This window comes from Streptococcus sp. SS-4456 (assembly GCF_036680365.1).
Lineage (GTDB): Bacteria > Bacillota > Bacilli > Lactobacillales > Streptococcaceae > Streptococcus.
Genome location: NZ_JAVIHI010000040.1, coordinates 1 through 17749, shown reverse-complemented (window position 1 = coordinate 17749; position 17749 = coordinate 1). Strand labels below are relative to the sequence as shown.

14 protein-coding genes and 1 pseudogene are annotated in these 17749 nt (G+C 44.3%); 3 read left to right on the top strand and 12 right to left on the bottom strand.

Features of this window, described 5'->3' with window-relative positions; genetic code table 11:
- Positions 1-105: 105 nt before the first annotated feature.
- The 7 genes from comGG to comGA are packed head-to-tail and all read right to left on the bottom strand — an operon-like array spanning position 106 to position 3870.
- Positions 106-636, bottom strand: coding sequence for a competence type IV pilus minor pilin ComGG (gene comGG / locus RFK25_RS09585; protein ID WP_332413184.1), 531 nt, complete (start codon positions 634-636; stop codon positions 106-108).
- Positions 614-1048 carry a competence type IV pilus minor pilin ComGF gene (gene comGF / locus RFK25_RS09580; protein WP_332413183.1) on the bottom strand — a complete coding sequence of 145 codons (435 nt, stop codon included), beginning with the start codon at positions 1046-1048 and terminating at the stop codon, positions 614-616. Before comGF ends, comGG begins: the two co-directional genes overlap by 23 nt.
- Positions 1035-1328, bottom strand: a complete 294-nt coding sequence (gene comGE, locus RFK25_RS09575) for a competence type IV pilus minor pilin ComGE (RefSeq protein WP_332413182.1) — start codon at positions 1326-1328, stop codon at positions 1035-1037. The genes comGF and comGE overlap by 14 nt, the downstream gene beginning before the upstream one ends.
- Positions 1300-1707, bottom strand: a complete 408-nt coding sequence (gene comGD / locus RFK25_RS09570) for a competence type IV pilus minor pilin ComGD (RefSeq protein WP_332413181.1) — start codon at positions 1705-1707, stop codon at positions 1300-1302. The genes comGE and comGD overlap by 29 nt, the downstream gene beginning before the upstream one ends.
- Positions 1688-1969: a competence type IV pilus major pilin ComGC gene (gene comGC, locus RFK25_RS09565; protein WP_332413180.1), complete on the bottom strand. Its 282-nt coding sequence runs from the start codon at positions 1967-1969 to the stop codon at positions 1688-1690. Before comGC ends, comGD begins: the two co-directional genes overlap by 20 nt.
- Position 1970: 1 nt before the next feature.
- Entirely contained in the window at positions 1971-3008 is a 1038-nt protein-coding gene (gene comGB, locus RFK25_RS09560; RefSeq protein ID WP_332413179.1) for a competence type IV pilus assembly protein ComGB, read from the bottom strand.
- Positions 2920-3870, bottom strand: a complete 951-nt coding sequence (gene comGA / locus RFK25_RS09555) for a competence type IV pilus ATPase ComGA (RefSeq protein ID WP_332413178.1) — start codon at positions 3868-3870, stop codon at positions 2920-2922. The genes comGB and comGA overlap by 89 nt, the downstream gene beginning before the upstream one ends.
- Before the next feature lie 85 nt (positions 3871-3955).
- On the opposite strand from comGA, the gene RFK25_RS09550 reads away from it, so the two are divergent.
- A complete protein-coding gene (locus RFK25_RS09550) occupies positions 3956-4906 on the top strand; it encodes a S66 family peptidase (RefSeq protein ID WP_332413176.1) in 951 nt (316 codons plus the stop codon).
- A 34-nt stretch (positions 4907-4940) separates the two neighbouring features.
- Here RFK25_RS09550 and RFK25_RS09545 read toward each other — a convergent pair whose 3' ends face one another.
- The 4 genes from RFK25_RS09545 to pbp1b form a co-directional block, all read right to left on the bottom strand.
- Positions 4941-5306, bottom strand: a complete 366-nt coding sequence (locus tag RFK25_RS09545) for a DUF1033 family protein (RefSeq protein WP_332413175.1) — start codon at positions 5304-5306, stop codon at positions 4941-4943.
- A 148-nt stretch (positions 5307-5454) separates the two neighbouring features.
- Entirely contained in the window at positions 5455-9102 is a 3648-nt protein-coding gene (rpoC, locus tag RFK25_RS09540) for a DNA-directed RNA polymerase subunit beta' (RefSeq protein ID WP_332413174.1), read from the bottom strand.
- A 181-nt stretch (positions 9103-9283) separates the two neighbouring features.
- On the bottom strand, positions 9284-12856 hold the full coding sequence (gene rpoB, locus RFK25_RS09535; RefSeq protein WP_332413173.1) for a DNA-directed RNA polymerase subunit beta: 3573 nt from the start codon (positions 12854-12856) through the stop codon (positions 9284-9286).
- Between the two features lie 572 nt (positions 12857-13428).
- Positions 13429-15825, bottom strand: a complete 2397-nt coding sequence (pbp1b, locus tag RFK25_RS09530) for a penicillin-binding protein PBP1B (RefSeq protein ID WP_332413172.1) — start codon at positions 15823-15825, stop codon at positions 13429-13431.
- 123 nt (positions 15826-15948) lie between these two features.
- On the opposite strand from pbp1b, the gene tyrS reads away from it, so the two are divergent.
- Together tyrS and RFK25_RS09520 are read left to right on the top strand one after the other, a co-directional pair.
- Complete coding sequence (tyrS, locus tag RFK25_RS09525) at positions 15949-17205, top strand: tyrosine--tRNA ligase (protein ID WP_332413171.1); 1257 nt, start codon at positions 15949-15951, stop codon at positions 17203-17205.
- Between the two features lie 56 nt (positions 17206-17261).
- A complete protein-coding gene (locus RFK25_RS09520) occupies positions 17262-17639 on the top strand; it encodes an HIT family protein (protein ID WP_332413170.1) in 378 nt (125 codons plus the stop codon).
- Here the strand turns inward: RFK25_RS09520 and RFK25_RS09515 are convergent.
- Positions 17548-17749 (bottom strand): annotated as a pseudogene (locus RFK25_RS09515) (hypothetical protein); the annotation flags it as partial. The gene RFK25_RS09520 and the pseudogene RFK25_RS09515 sit on opposite strands and share 92 nt — an antisense overlap.

Sequence of the window (17749 nt, the reverse complement as noted above, 5' to 3'; positions counted from 1 at the left end):
AGATGGGGTGGTTTCAGCATTAAAACAGCCATTTTTCTCTAAAAACAGTAAAAAAGACAAACACCAAAACGATGTTTGTCTGCAATCTGAGGAGAGTAATTTACATTACTCTCCTCCTAATGATTTGTTGACCGGAAATTGATAGCTGTACTTCCCTCCCTTCCCTAATGCTACGATAATTGATACTCGCTTATTTGCAACATGATAGCTAGCCTGACCCTCTTGAAAAGTGACCGTTCCCTTATCTTCTATTGGTTTGATTTCCACATTTTGAGTAGATGATGTGTCAACTGATTTTGTAGCTGATTCTGGCTTAGTGTTAGTTGTTTCTTGTACCTCCCCTTCTTCCTTATTAGTGGTCGTTCCACTAATAGCGACTATGTCATCTTCCTTCTTTTCATCTGTTTGGCTAGCTTCCTCCTTAGCAACCGCTTGACGCTCTTGCAAGTCCTCTTCGACTTGGTCCAAGACCATCTGTGCCATGATATAAGCTGTCGCTTCTTGCTTAGCAACTTGAGCTATTTGACTTTCGGCTTCTTGACGATGGAGATAAAACTGAAGCAGTAGGCTAAAAATAGCCAGCATCAAGAGGGCGTAGAGCAGGATTCCTGCCTTAACTTTTTTCTTTAAAAGCATAGATAAAGGTCCGCTCCTCTCCATTTTTAAAGCTAAAGTCGATGCGCACCAGCTGGTTTTCTTGGGAAATGGCTGCGCTATCCACTTGATAGAGCATAGGCTGGTAACCCTGTCCCCTATCATTTGTTTTCCGAAAATCATCCGACCGTGACTTGCCAAAGGCTAATGCTTGTCCACCCTTATCAACATAGACCTTGCCATTTTCAACCTTGACCAATTCAGCCTGGTCCCACTCCGACCGCAATTGACCAGAGAAGACCAACCATTCCTTTTGAACGGTCTGACCTTGGTAATGCGCTTCTTGGACCAGCAGTTTTGACAAGCCTTCAAAAACCAATAAACTGCCTGACAGGATGACTAAGGCTACCAAGCATTCCAAGAGAGTAAAAGCAGGAACCTTACTTTTTAACAACCGATAAAACCTCCTTTCCCTCGTGGAAAACCGCAATCCTATCTGCTGTTCGTTGAACCTGAACTGTAACACCGTTTAAGGCTAGGTCATCTTGCCCGGTCTGAACAGCCATCTGTGCTAGATTGAGAACCTCCTGTTGTTCCAATTCCCAAGCCTGTCGCCTACGACCTGCATCCACAGCTGATAAAATCAAGCTGCAAATAGTCACTAGAGTCGCAAGGGCAACCAGACTTTCTAGCAAAATATAAGCCTTATTCTTCTGTTTTCTTATAGCGACCACTCCCTATATATAATTGATACGTGACAGTCTTTCGACTAAGCCGAAAACGAATGTTAGACAGTGAGGAATTTCCTCCATTTTCTTCAAATGTGATGGTCTTCCCTTCTAATACTTCTACATTTCTGGGTACCTGGACTGCCTGATGACCATTTGTCACTTCTTGTTCGCCGATAGTCAAGCTAACTGACTGGTGAGAACTAGCAGCCAATTTCTGACTATCTTTGTAGATGGCTTCAAATTCCCAGAGGAAAATTTCTTCTTGAACTGACTGAAAGGCTGTTTGCACCGTTCCCGACAAAGAAACGGCTAAAAAACTAACGACAAATAAGGTCAGCAGGCTTTCAAACAAGGTGAAGGCCTTACTTTTTCGCCTTAGCATACTCTGCCGCTTGTTTATCAGTAATATAGCCTTTCGCCTGCAAATCTGCCACCGTTGCTTCCTCGTCATGTTCCAATTCATAGAGCTCCATCTGGCTCTCCACTACCTTGACGACAGCTGCATCCCCTTTCTCCTGAATGGCATCCTTCTGCTGGCTCAAATTTGGCACAAAGAGGAGCAAGAGCAGACTAATGATTCCCAAAACGACTAACATTTCCACCAGAGTGAAAGCTTTATTTTTCAATTTCATTAACTTTTCCATTTTATAACTCCATATTTTGATAAATCGGCAGCAACATGGCTGCGTAGATAAGAACGACCATTAAGGCCACAAAGAGAAAGACCAGCGGTTGGATCAGCTGCATGGCTCTATTGACCCGAGAGAAAAAATCCTCCCAACACTCAGCTGCATAGACTGTCAACTCGCTACCCAACTTGGACTTGACCTGACCATACTCCACGATGAGGCTCAGCTCCCGCTTGAAAAAGGCGTAGGCCTTGATGTGTTCGTGAAAACTCTGACCATTGGAAAGCGACCGCTCCAGGTCCTGGCCAATCTCTCGAAAGAGCTGCGATTGCTGCTCCTGCATCAAGCCCACAATCTGCGGCAGGTCCAAACCTTGCCCAATCAAACTCCCCCACTCCCTGGCGTAATAGGCCGTCAGGTAGATTTGGATGAGTTTTCCGAAAAATGGCAGAGCTGCCAAGCGGGAAAATGCCTTGATTTTGCTAGTTTTGCAAAACCAAACCATACCAGCTAAGACCGCCACCAAACTAAGGCCACTTAGAGATAAAAAGATGGTCGGTAGATGATTAATTAGCACGGTCGCTGCATTGCCTTCCTCCAACTGGGGCAGAAGATAGTTTTTCAAACCCAGCATAATTAAAACAAGAAAGCCTAGCAAGATAACTGGATAGGTCGCCACCTCAATCAGCTTTTTACGAACCTTACTGACATTTTCCAGATAAGACTGGATATGGCTCAAACTCAGACTAGTATTGCCATGAACTTCTGCCAGAGCCACCTGTGTGACCACCGCATCTGAAAACCGTAAATCTGCTAATAGGCTTGAAAAGGGGTTGCCTGCAAGAAGGCCATCCGACAAGACCTGAGTGTAAGGATCTGCCAAAAGCTGACTACGTTTGAGGAAATCAACAATCTCCCCCAGATGAAAACCACTAGCAAAAAGATTATTGAAAAGCTCAATGACCTTACGCTGGCGAGCCAAGGGCAATTTTTTCTGTTGCTGCCTGCCGAAGACTGATATGTCCTGCTGCAAAAAGGCGATCAATTTGTTCATTCCACTGGTTTGCGGAATGGTTTTGGTAATTTCCCTTTGCAAAATCCACTACACCTCCTCCCCCGATTAAACGTTGATAGGCAATCCCTTGAAGGGCATTGTTTAGCTCCTCAGGACTGACCCCCAATTCCAACATACGAGCATAGACACCTGAAATAGACCTTGCATGAACTGTTGAGAAAACGGTAGCTCCCGTCAGGCTGGCCCTTATGACCGCCCGTGCCGTTTCTGCATCCCGAATTTCACCGATGATGAGCAGGTCTGGTCGATGACGGAGGGACAGTTTAATCAGATTGTCGTAGGTGGCTCCGATGGCTTCATTGAGCTGGAGTTGCAGCATATCCTCCTGCTTGATTTCGACAGGATCCTCGATGGTCAAAATCTGCTTGTCTGGGAATTTCAGCCTGGCAAGATGGTACATAAGTGTGGTCTTACCAGAGCCGACTGGACCCGAAAAAAGATAGAGCCCTCTTCCCTTGATTTCTTTGGCTATTCGCTCGGCTGCCTCAAACCAGAACTTGAGTTCCTTGTCATTGTCATAGAGCAGGCGGATAACCAGACTTTCCTTGCCACGATAATCACCGACAGTTGATAAGCGAAGTGAAATCTCTCCGCTACCATAATCATAGTCACAGGAACCCTGCTGGCTACGGCGTTTTTCACCGACATTTAATCCTGCTAAAAACTTGAAATGGCTGATGATGGCTGTTACTTCCTCCTCAGCCAAGTCTTGCACAAACTCCCGTTCGTCCATGATGCGATGATAGGCTTGGTAGTCCTGACCACGAGGAACCAGATAAATGTCACTGACCCTATCCGCCACCGCCTTTTCAATCAACTTTCTTGCTTTTTCTTGAATCATAAAACCTCCTCACCCTATCTATTCGCAAGGAAACTTGATTTTCCATACTTTTTTGTTAAAATAATAAAAAAGCTTGGAGGTTCCTATGAAAAGATTAAAAAAAGGCGACCACATACGCGTAGTCAGTCCTTCTTCATCTATTGAAAGAATTGGTGGTTTTGAAGCCAATCTTGCTGCCAAGGAAAAACTAGAGGAACTTGGCTTCAAACTCTCCTTTTCAGAATATTATTTTGAAAATGATATGTTCGATTCCGCTCCGATTGCCAGTCGTGTTGCGGACTTGGAGGCGGCTTTTGCAGATGAGTCGGTTGATGCCATTCTGACAACCATTGGCGGTTTCAACTGCAACGAACTCTTGCCCTATCTGGATTTTGACCTCATTTCTCGTCATCCAAAGATTTTCTGTGGTTATTCGGATACGACCGCCTTACTCAATGCCATCTACGCCAAGACAGGCATACCAACCTACATGGGGCCAGCTTATTCAAGTTTCAAAATGGTGCAAGCCCAAGAGTATCAGACAGAAGCCTGGCTCAAAGCTGTGACACAAGATTCCTTTGACCTGACTCCGAGCCCTGAATGGTCTAGTGATGCTTGGTACCTACCAGACGCCCCTCGCACCTTTTACCCAACAGAATGGAAAGTCTACAATCCAGGCCAGGCCTCTGGCATTGCCATCGGCGGAAACATCTCAACCCTCAACCTGCTGACTGGGACCGAGTTTGCTCCCAAACCGGACAAGTATATCCTATTTTTAGAGGAGGCGGAAGACGATGATTACCTGATTATCGCTCGTCATTTAACAGCTCTTCTACAAGCCTATCCAAATCCACAAGCTCTTGTCTTCGGGCGTTTTCCTAAGGAAACCAAGATGACCGAGAAGATTTTGTTAGCAATTTTGGACAAGCACCCTATTCTCAAAAAAGTTCCTGTGCTCTACGATTTGGACTTTGCCCATACCCAGCCACTCTTTACCATTCGGATTGGCGGGCATGTTGAGCTTGATGCGGAAGCATTTTCTATCACATTCAGCTAAAAAGGATTGACTCGCAAAGGTCAATCCTCTTTTATTATTCATTTACGCAATTAGTTTGTTTTAATTTGCAGGGGCGCATACGAGGTTGCGTAGGTTGCTTAATAAAACCAGCCGATAAATTTTCCCTCGCTTCTACCAACATCAACGAATGATACCGTTGTAAGTATTCATCACATTCCTCACACCAATGCTGTTCTGACTCATCCCAAAAAGCCACCATTGTGCCATTTTTACTCTGCTTTTTAGGGAACTTTTCTGACAATCGTGCCCATTCCTTCTGAAATGCTTTTAAGGCATCTTCATAACGATCAAAGGCTACCTTACTAACAATATCTTCTTCCCAACCATCTAAAAACCACCAGGGCTCAAAATCTCCATACATTTTAATTACTTGATACATAACACATACTTCCTTTTTCGTACACATTATACCGAATTCGTCTGATTTAAGAAAACATTCTGCTTGTTAATTCCTGATCAAATTGCGTAAGCGTTTTACTTTTGAACAAAAGAAAACACATCCCTCAGAAAGAGATGTGTCTCAAATCTTATTCAGTTACAGCTTCAAACTCTGCTTCTGCAGCAAGCTCTTCAGCAACTGTGTCTTCAATGATTTCAACTTCATTGATGGCTTGTGGTTCAAGATTACGGTAGCGGGCCATACCTGTACCTGCTGGGATAATCTTACCGATAATAACGTTCTCTTTCAGACCAAGAAGGTTATCACGTTTACCACGAATGGCTGCATCTGTAAGGACACGAGTTGTTTCCTGGAAGGATGCGGCAGACAAGAATGAGTTGGTTTCAAGGGAAGCCTTAGTGATACCCATAAGAACTGGACGAGCTGTTGCCGGAATGCCACCTGCAATAACCACGTCAGCATTGGCATCTGTAAAGTCTGTGATATCCATGAGGGTACCCATGAGAAGATCTGTATCACCTGGATCCATGACACGAACTTTACGAAGCATTTGACGAACCATTACCTCGATGTGCTTGTCGCCGATTTCTACACCCTGGCTACGGTAAACTTTTTGAACTTCAGAAAGAAGGTAAGTTTCAACCGCCAAGACATCACGGACTTCAAGCAAGCGTTTTGGTTGGATAGAACCTTCAGTGAGGGCTGCTCCACGCGCAACTTGGTCACCAACTTCAACCTTCATACGGGCTGTAAATGGCACCACGTATTCACCTTCACCAGTCACACCTTTAACAAAGACTTTCTTAGTACGAGTAGAGGCATCTTCTTCAATGGCGATAACTTCACCTTTGACCTCAGTGATAACCGCTTCCCCTTTCGGATTGCGAGCTTCAAAGATCTCTTGGACACGAGGAAGACCCTGCGTGATATCACTGTTTGAGGCTACACCACCCGTGTGGAAGGTACGCATTGTCAACTGTGTACCAGGCTCACCGATAGATTGGGCTGCAATCGTACCAACTGCTTCACCCACTTCAACCGCATCACCTGTCGCCAAGTTGATACCATAACAATGACGGCAGACACCGTGACGAGTGTTACATGTAAATACGCTACGGATGGTTACTTGTTCAACACCTGCATTGACAATTTCACGGGCAATATCTTCGGTAATCAATTGGTTTGGACCAATGATAACTGCACCAGTTTCAGGGTGTTTAACAGTTTTCTTAGTGTAACGACCTTGCAAACGCTCTTCAAGTGGCTCGATCATTTCCTTGCCATCTGTGATAGAACGGATGTCAAGACCACGGTCAGTTCCACAGTCGTCTTCACGGATAATAACGTCTTGGGCAACGTCAACCAAACGACGAGTCAAGTAACCTGAGTCGGCTGTCTTCAAGGCCGTATCCGTCATACCCTTACGGGCACCGTGAGTTGAGAAGAACATTTCCAATACAGAAAGACCTTCACGGAAGTTAGACAAGATTGGCAATTCCATGATACGTCCGTTCGGAGCTGACATCAGACCACGCATACCGGCCAACTGGGAGAAGTTGGAAATGTTACCACGGGCACCAGAGTCCATCATCATAACGATTGGGTTCTTAGGATCTTGTTTTTCAACCAGGCGTTTTTCCAATTTTTCCTTAGCTGAACGCCACTCATCTGTAACCGCTGTGTAACGCTCGTCGTCTGTAATCATACCACGACGGAATTGTTTCTTGATTTGTTCTACACGTTCGTGAGATTCTTCAATGATTTCAGCCTTGTTGTCGATAACTGGGATATCGGCAATACCTACTGTCAAACCAGCAAGTGTTGAGTGATAGTAACCCAAGTCTTTCAAACGGTCAAGAAGGGCTGATGTTTCAGTTGTACGGAAACGCTTGAAGATTTCAGCGATGATGTTACCAAGATTTTTCTTCTTGAATGGTAGGTTAGTTGGTAATTCTGCAATGGCAGCCTTGATATCTGAACCTGGTTCCAAGAAGTATTTATCAGGAGTTCCTTCTGTCAAGTTAGCGTTGTTTGGCTCTTGCAAGTATGGAAGACCTTCTGGCATAATCGCGTTGAACAAGATTTTTCCGACAGTTGTCATCATAATCTTGTGTTTTTGGTTGTCTTTCCAAGGTTTATCAAGGCTATCCGTTGCGATACCAACTCGAGTATGCAAGTGAACATAGCCATTGCGGTAAGCCATAACAGCCTCATCCGCATCCTTGAAGACCATACCTTCACCTTCACGACCAGCATCTTCCATGGTCAAGTAGTAGTTACCCAAAACCATATCCTGAGATGGTGTTACGACTGGTTTACCATCTTTAGGGTTAAGGATGTGTTCTGCCGCAAGCATAAGGATACGTGCTTCTGCTTGTGCTTCTTCTGACAATGGAACGTGAATCGCCATCTGGTCACCGTCAAAGTCGGCGTTATAGGCTTCACAGACAAGCGGGTGCAAACGAAGGGCTTTACCGTCGATTAGAACTGGCTCAAAAGCCTGGATACCCAAACGGTGAAGGGTAGGTGCGCGGTTCAAAAGAACTGGGTGTTCTTTGATCACTTCTTCCAAGATATCCCAAATACGATCATCTCCACGTTCAATCAAGCGTTTAGCTGCTTTCACGTTTCCTGCGATTTCGCGGGCAACGATTTCACGCATGACAAACGGCTTGAAGAGCTCGATAGCCATTTCACGTGGCACACCACATTGGTACATTTTAAGCGTTGGACCAACGGCGATAACGGAACGTCCTGAGAAGTCAACACGCTTACCAAGCAAGTTTTGACGGAAACGTCCTTGCTTACCTTTAAGCATGTGGCTGAGTGATTTAAGTGGACGGCTACCTGGTCCTGTAATTGGACGACCACGGCGACCGTTGTCAATCAAAGCATCCACAGCTTCTTGGAGCATCCGTTTTTCATTTTGTACAATGATACCTGGAGCGTTAAGTTCCAAGAGACGAGCCAAACGGTTGTTACGGTTGATAACACGGCGGTAGAGTTCGTTCAAATCAGATGCGGCAAAACGACCACCATCCAACTGAACCATCGGACGCAAATCTGGTGGAATAACTGGAAGGATGTTGAGAATCATCCATTCAGGCTTATTGCCAGATTTATAGAAGGCATCGAGTACATCCAAGCGACGAACTGCTTTAATCCGTTTTTGTCCTGTAGCAGTTTTCAATTCTTCTTTCAAAGCTGCGATTTCTTTTGGAAGATCAACTTGCTTCAAGAGGTCTTGGATGGCTTCTGCACCCATTTTAGCAACAAATGAGCCATATCCATATTCACGCAAACGCTCGCGGTATTCGCGCTCTGTCATGATGGATTTGTGAGGAAGTTGTGTATCTTTTGGATCAATGACCACATAGGCTGCGAAGTAAATAACTTCTTCAAGCGCACGCGGGCTCATATCCAAGGTCAAGCCCATACGGCTTGGAATACCCTTGAAATACCAAATATGTGAAATTGGCGCTTTCAACTCAATGTGTCCCATACGCTCACGACGGACTTTGGCACGAGTTACTTCCACACCACAGCGGTCACAAGTGATCCCTTTATAACGGATACGCTTGTATTTACCACATGAACACTCCCAGTCTTTTGTTGGACCAAAGATGACTTCGTCAAAAAGTCCATCACGTTCTGGTTTGAGTGTACGATAGTTGATTGTTTCAGGTTTTTTAACCTCACCGTAAGACCATGAACGAACCTTACTTGGTGAAGCTAACGTGATTTGCATACTTTTAAATCGATTTACGTCAACCACTAATAATCCCTTTCTTTTCTTGTGAGAGGTTGGTTTCCCAGACCTCAAATTCTTGAATTATCTACATAAGGTAGGAGGAATAACCTTTTCATTACTCTTCCATAAATCAAACGGATAAAGTCAGCCAGTCCTTGTCTTCATTATCACTAGAACAAGGACCAACTTCTTCCATCCAATTGAACTATTCTTTACCTTCTGCTTCTTCTGCTGCAAAGGCTGCGGCTGCGTCAGCTGCGGCTTTTGCACGTGCTTTTTCAAGATCATCTACGTGGATGATGTCATCATCTTCACCTTCATCAAGGTCACGCAATTCTACTTCATTGTTGTCTTCATCAAGGACACGCATATCCAAACCAAGTGATTGCAATTCTTTGACAAGAACGCGGAATGATTCTGGAACACCTGGTTTTGGAATTGGTTTACCTTTGGTGATGGCTTCATAGGCTTTAAGACGGCCTGTCACATCATCTGACTTGTAAGTCAAGATTTCTTGAAGGACGTTTGAAGCACCATAGGCTTCAAGGGCCCAAACCTCCATCTCACCGAAACGCTGACCACCAAACTGAGCCTTACCTCCGAGTGGCTGTTGGGTAACGAGTGAGTATGGTCCGACTGAGCGGGCGTGAAGTTTATCATCAACCATGTGGTGAAGCTTGATCATGTACATGACACCGACAGATACACGGTTGTCAAATGGCTCACCTGTACGACCATCGTAAAGAATGGTTTTGGCATCTGAATCCATACCTGCTTCTTTAACAGTTGACCAGAGGTCTTCTGAACTTGCACCATCGAAAACTGGTGTTGCAATATGGATACCCAAGTTGCGAGCCGCCATACCCAAGTGAAGTTCCATAACCTGACCGATATTCATACGTGATGGCACCCCGAGTGGGTTCAACATGATGTCAACTGGTGTTCCATCTGGAAGATATGGCATATCCTCAACAGGTACAATACGTGAAACGACACCCTTGTTACCGTGACGACCGGCCATCTTATCTCCGACCTTGATCTTACGTTTTTGAGCGATGTAAACACGAACCAACATGTTAACACCTGATTGCAATTCATCACCGTTGGCACGAGTAAAGATTTTCACATCACGAACGACACCATCGGCACCGTGAGGTACACGAAGAGAGGTATCACGTACTTCACGTGACTTGTCACCGAAGATTGCGTGCAAGAGGCGCTCTTCAGCAGAAAGATCTTTTTCACCTTTTGGTGTAACTTTACCAACAAGGATATCGCCTTCTTTAACTTCGGCACCAATACGGATAATACCCATTTCGTCCAAGTTGCGAAGAGCATCTTCACCAACGTTTGGAATTTCACGAGTAATTTCTTCAGGGCCTAACTTGGTATCACGTGTTTCTGATTCGTATTCTTCCAAGTGAACAGATGTATAGACATCGTCTTTCACAAGGCGTTCAGACATGATAACCGCGTCCTCGAAGTTATATCCTTCCCAGGTCATGTAGGCAACGATAGGGTTTTGACCAAGAGCCATTTCCCCACGTTCCATAGAAGGACCATCTGCGATGAAATCACCTTTTTCTACAACATCACCCAATTTAACAAGGGTACGTTGGTTGTAGGCTGTACCTGAGTTTGAACGACGGAATTTCTGAATGCTGTAAACATCCAAGGAACCATCTTCTCGACGAACTTCAACCTTGTCTGCATCCGCGTAAACAACCTTACCATCGTGTTGGGCAATAACTGCCGCACCTGAGTCATGGGCAGCCTGGTATTCCATACCTGTACCAACATAAGGTGCTTTTGGATCAATCAATGGAACAGCCTGACGTTGCATGTTGGCACCCATGAGGGCACGGTTGGAGTCATCGTTTTCCAAGAAAGGAATACATGCTGTCGCAACGGCAACTACCTGCTTAGGTGAAACGTCCATGAAGTCTGCTGAATCAGCTGGGAATTCCTGGTTGTTACCTTGGTGACGACCCATAACGATTTTATCAACGAAACGGTTGTTTTCATCAAGTGGTGAAGTTGACTGTGCTACGATGTAGGCATCTTCTTCATCCGCTGTCAACCAAACGATTTCGTTCGTTACTGTACCAGTCGCACGATCAATCTTACGATATGGTGTTTGGATGAAACCATACTTGTTGAGATGCCCATAAGATGACAAGTTGTTAATCAAACCGATGTTTGGTCCCTCAGGCGTTTCAATCGGACACATACGACCATAGTGAGTGTAGTGAACGTCTCGAACCTCATAACCAGCACGGTCACGAGTCAAACCACCAGGTCCCAAGGCTGACAAACGGCGTTTGTGAGACAACTCAGAAAGTGGGTTGTGTTGGTCCATGAACTGTGACAACTGGGATGAACCAAAGAATTCTTTGATTGCGGCTGTAACAGGACGGATATTGATGATTTGTTGTGGCGTCAATACTTCATTGTCTTGAACAGACATACGCTCACGCAAGTTACGCTCCATACGGGTCAAACCGATACGGACTTGGTTGGCAAGCAATTCACCAACGGCACGAATACGACGGTTACCCAAGTGGTCGATATCGTCTACGCGACCAAGACCCTCAGCCAAGTTAAGGAAGTAGCTCATCTCTGCCAAGATATCCGCAGGCGTTACTGTACGTACGTTTTCCGCCGGATTAGCATTACCAATCACAGTGACTACACGATCTGGATCCTTAGGAGCTACAATCTTGAATTTCTGCAAGAGAACTGGCTCAAGGAGAACGGCATTGTCATTTGGAATGTATTCTACCAAGTTGAGCTCATCGAATTGTGCTTCTACTTTTTCAAGCACATCACGGCTCAAGACAGTACCAGCTTCCAAGACGATTTCGCCTGTCTCACCGTTAATCACATGTTCTGCAAGCGTTTGGTTGAGCAAGCGAGTACGAAGGTTGAGCTTTTTATTGATTTTATAACGACCAACAGGTGCCAAATCGTAACGACGTGGGTCAAAGAAACGAGCTGTCAAAAGGCTACGAGAACTTTCAGCTGTCTTTGGTTCACCTGGACGAAGACGCTCATAGATTTCCTTGAGGGCTTCATCTGTACGAGAATCCGCTGGATTTTTATGAATATCTTTCTCAATAGTATTGCGAACCAATTCGCTATCACCAAAGATATCAAAGATTTCATCATCACCTGAGAAACCAAGTGCACGTACAAGCGTTGTAAATGGAATCTTACGTGTACGATCTATACGAGTGTAGGCAATGTCTTTTGAATCTGTTTCCAATTCCAACCATGCTCCACGGTTAGGAATAACCGTTGAACCATAACCAACCTTACCGTTCTTATCGACTTTATCGTTGAAATAAACACCTGGTGAACGAACCAACTGAGAAACGATGATACGCTCTGCACCGTTGATGATGAAGGTACCCATTTCAGTCATGATTGGGAACTCACCGAAGAAAACTTCTTGAGTTTTAATCTCGCCAGTTTCCTTATTCACAAGACGGAAAGTTACATAGATTGGAGCTGAGTAGTTAGCATCGTGTGCACGCGCCTCTTCCAATGTGTATTTAGGCTCTTTCAATTCATAACCAACGAATTCCAATTCCATGGTATCCGTAAAGTTTGAAACTGGAAGTACATCTTCAAAGACCTCTTTCAAACCATAATCAAGAAAATCTTTAAATGAATCCGTTTGGATTTCAATCAAATTTGGTAAATCAAGAACTTCCTTGATTCTTGAAAAACTACGACGGGTACGGTGTTTACCGTACTGAACTTCATGTCCTGCCAAAAGTTTTCTCCTTTGTAATAAGATACGAGGACGTAAAATTCGAGAGAAAAATAGGAAATCGACGAAGTGTCATCAGACACTAGGAGATTTATCTTTTTTCCGACGAATTTAGTCCGAGTTCAATTAAAAGATACTAAGCCGTAAACAACTCAAAGAAAAATAGGAAACACGACGACGGAGGCAAGCCTCCTAGCAGCTGTTTACCTTTTTTCACAGAGTTGTAGGCGAGTTCAATTAAAAGATACGAGGGCGTCAAATTTGAGAGAAGAATAGGAAATCGACGAAGTATCAACAGACACTAGGAGATTTATCTTTTTTCCGACAAATTTAGCCCGAGTTCAATTATAAATAGCCATCAATTGACCAATATTTATCCTTTTTCTGAATATTTAGAATTTTTAAGAATAAGTAACAATTCTCAATATAATCCCTCATAGACACAAAAAGAGCAGCTAAATCTTCCTTGAAAAGTTTGATTTAACTGCTGCAAGTCTTATTTGGACAATATTTCAAACAAGACACACGACAAATTATTTACAAAATTATACCACAACTTCTTCCAAAAAGCAAGGCTAATTATTATTCTCTTGCTGACTTGTTGTTGGCTGAGTTTCAGACGATGAACTAGTATTGGTAGAAGAACTTGGACGAGTAGAGTTGCTAGATTGATTTGAACTCGTAGCTGAACCAACTACGCTATTCCAAGCCTGTGCCCGATCACTGTCTGTACCACCAACCATAAAGTTGTAGCTCGTAACAGGAGCGCCATTCTTAGCCCAATAACTGGTAGTCGTCGCACCACCAATCATGATCTGGCGTCCGTTTACTTGCGTTGCTCCTGCACGTTGACCTGTAGAAGCAACAACATTCGAAGCAATCACGCTACCATCCAACTCAAAGCGACCTGCAAACATATCTGCATTCACATTATAGAGCGCATTAACCATATGAGCGACATATTGCGAATTGTTGTGATAGCCTGTCCAAACATACATTTCTGAGTTATCATCATTTCCAGCCCAAGTCCCCAGAGTTACTTTTGGAGTTGATAACATGAGCCAGACGTCATTTACCTCGTTACTTGTTCCCGTTTTACCGACAAAGTCCGAAGCTGCTGCCTGAGGATTTAAGCCGCTCAACCGATTCTTGAAGGTCGTTGTATAGCCCGAATTCACTACTTGGCGCAAGAGTTGGTTCATGATGCTTGCGGTGGCCTTGGAATAGACTTGAACAGGAGCTGCTTCATGCTGGTAAACAACCGTTCCATCCGCAGCCGTAATATTCTCAACAATATAGTGTTTGTGATAGACACCACCATTAGCTAAGGTCTGATAGGCATTGGTATTGGTCAAAACCGAAATTTCAACGCCACCACCGAGTGGCACACTTTCAATATCATACATAGGAATATGATAGTTCATCTTCTCCATGTATGCCTTGGCATCAACTCCTGCATTTTGAATCATCTTATAAGTCCAGAATGCCGGAATGTTCACAGATCTATCGATTGCCGTCTGCAAGTTCATCATGCCCGAACCTCGACTGGTTCCATACATGATTGGTTGCCCACTTGAGAAATTGGTTGGATAATCTGACAAAATACTTGCTGAACCGATTAAACCTTGGTCAATGGCGATACCATAAGCCAATAAAGGTTTAATGGTCGAAGCAGGCGAACGCAGGGTATCAAAGGCATGGTTGTTTTGGTTAGTCGCATAATCCCGACCACCAACAAAACCTAGAATAGCTCCTGTGGAATTGTCAATCAGCACACTGCCTGTTTCAACGTACACATTTCCATTATCCAACACCGAGCCGTAATTGGCAACAACTGACTGCATGGTATCATAAATACCCTTATCAACTGTACTCTTAATGGTATAGCCATCTTGACTAAGCTCCTGCTTAGCCAAGTCCTCATAAGAGCTCCTTGTCACATCGTTCTTCAAATCATTCTCAGAAACCTTATCACGTTTCACCAAGTAGTCAAACATGACTTGCTGAGCCTCTTCCATCACCTCGTAATAGAGATAATCCTTAGTATCAGCTGTCACAGGCGCTGGGGCAATGAAGTCCTGCTTAATATCGTAAGCCTTATAGGTTTCATATTCTTCCTTGGTCAAGAACGAAGCACGATACATATTGAAAAGAACATCTTGGTAACGTTCGATACCGTAAACCATATCCTCATCCGACTTACGAGTACCATCGGAAGCATATGGAGAATAGACAATTGGACTTTGCGGTAGACCTGCAATAAAGGCTGCCTGTGGAACTGTCAACTCACTGGCAGGTTTGCCAAAAATTCCTTGAGCGGCAGCTTCTGCTCCCGCAATATTTCGACCTTGATTGTTCCGCCCAAACGGTGAAACGTTCAAATAGATGGTCAAAATCTCTTCCTTGGTCATATTGCGTTCCAGGGCCAAAGCTGAAATAATTTCATTCGCCTTTCGAGTAAAAGTCGGTGCATCTCCGACCAACTGCTGCTTAATGAGCTGCTGGGTCAAGGTAGAACCACCACTGGATGACCCAAGACCAACCGAGCCCAATGCCGCACGCAAAACAGCTTTTGGCACAACTCCGTTATGACTTTCAAAAGTTTCATCCTCTGTTGCAATAACTGCTTGCTTGAGGTAGTCCGATACATCACCAGCCCCAACTGGTACACGAAGCAAGTCTGAATTTACCTCTGCTACCAAGCTACCATCAGAATAGACCACTTTGGAAATCCGACTTACTTCTGAAACCTGTGTCAGCAGTTCCTCGGTCTTAGGCACCTCAACCTTGTCAAACAAACTCGCAACAAAACCAACTCCTATACCAAGACCGAAAATAGCAAATAAAAATAGCAAGACAGCAATGGAATTGAGCAACAATTTCAAGGTGCGAAGGAAAACGCCAAACGTATCTCCGAGCCCTAGAGCATCTGATTTATCTTTATGTTTTTGCTTATCTGATTTAGTCGTCATAGTAACTCCTTATCTTACCATTATACCAAATTTTGTTTATTTTCCACAATTTCATGGTATAATAAGGGAGAATTTTTATTGGTTAGATGTGGTTTTTATCACATTCTATTTAAGGAGAAACGCATGAACATTTTTGAAGAACTAAAAGCGCGTGGCTTGGTCTTTCAAACGACAGACGAAGAAGCCTTGGTAAAAGCATTGACAGAAGGTCAGGTTTCCTATTACACAGGCTACGACCCAACAGCTGACAGCTTGCACTTGGGCCACTTGGTTGCAATTCTAACCAGCCGTCGTTTGCAGTTGGCTGGTCACAAGCCTTACGCCCTAGTTGGTGGTGCGACTGGTCTGATTGGCGACCCTTCCTTCAAGGATGCGGAGCGGAGCTTGCAAACCAAAGACACCGTGGACGGTTGGGTAACAAAAATCCAAGGTCAGCTCTCTCGCTTCTTGGATTTTGAAAACGGCGACAATAAGGCTGAAATGGTCAACAACTACGACTGGTTCTCAGGCATCAGCTTTATCGACTTCCTCCGTGATGTCGGCAAATACTATACCGTCAACTACATGATGAGCAAGGACTCTGTAAAAAAACGAATTGAAACAGGGATTTCCTACACCGAGTTTGCCTACCAAATCATGCAAGGCTATGACTTCTATGAACTCAATGACAAGCACAATGTAACCCTACAAATCGGTGGTTCTGACCAGTGGGGCAACATGACTGCTGGTACTGAATTGCTTCGCCGCAAGGCTGACAAGTCTGGTCACGTGATGACTGTTCCTCTTATCACAGACTCGACTGGTAAGAAGTTCGGTAAGTCAGAGGGCAACGCTGTTTGGTTGGATGCCGACAAGACTTCTCCATATGAAATGTACCAATTCTGGCTCAATGTAATGGACGATGATGCCGTTCGTTTCTTGAAAATCTTTACTTTCTTGTCATTAGATGAGATTGCTGAAATCGAGAAACAATTTGACGCTGCCCGTCATGAACGCCTGGCTCAGAAGATTTTGGCCAAGGAAGTCGTGACTTTGGTCCACGGTGAAGAAGCCTATAACCAGGCCCTTAACATCACCGAGCAATTGTTCGCAGGTAATATCAAAAAACTATCCGCTAAAGAACTCAAACAGGGCCTCAGCAACGTTCCAAACTACGCTGTCCAGGCTGAAGACAACCTTAACATCGTTGAACTCTTAGTGACCTCTGGTATTGTCACCTCAAAACGCCAGGCTCGTGAAGATGTGCAAAATGGTGCCATCTACGTCAACGGCGAGCGTGTGCAGGACTTGGATTATACTCTTTCTGACAGCGACAAGATTGACGGCGAGTTGACCGTTATCCGTCGTGGGAAGAAGAAATATTCTGTTTTGACTTATTAGTGTTTTTCAAGGAAATCCTATGTGATTTCCTTTTCTACTAACCTAGGAGAAAAGACATGACCTGTATTTTTTGCCACCAACTCAACGAAAATGACATCCTCTATCAGACAGAGCACTTCAAGGTTGTCTGGGATATTGACCCTATTCAAACTGGGCATCTGTTGATTATCAGCAATGATCACTATGACACACTCAGTCAAGTCCCACCTACTATTCGCTATGAACTATCGGACTTGGAAGTTTTTTTGACTGAGAAACTCTGTCAAACATTGGCAATTGACGGTGTGACCAGGGCTTGCAATGACCGCTTGTTTGACACTGGTACCCATTTCCATGTCCATCTCATCCCACGCTTACGTTCAGACGGTTTCTGGGACCAAATTTCGCTTGCACAAGTGCAACTGGACCTGGACGCCTTTCTAAAAGCACTATAAAAAGCAGCCCAACAGCTGCTTTCAGATTGCAGACAAACATCGTTTTGGTGTTTGTCTTTTTTACTGTTTTTAGAGAAAAATGGCTGTTTTAATGCTGAAACCACCCCATC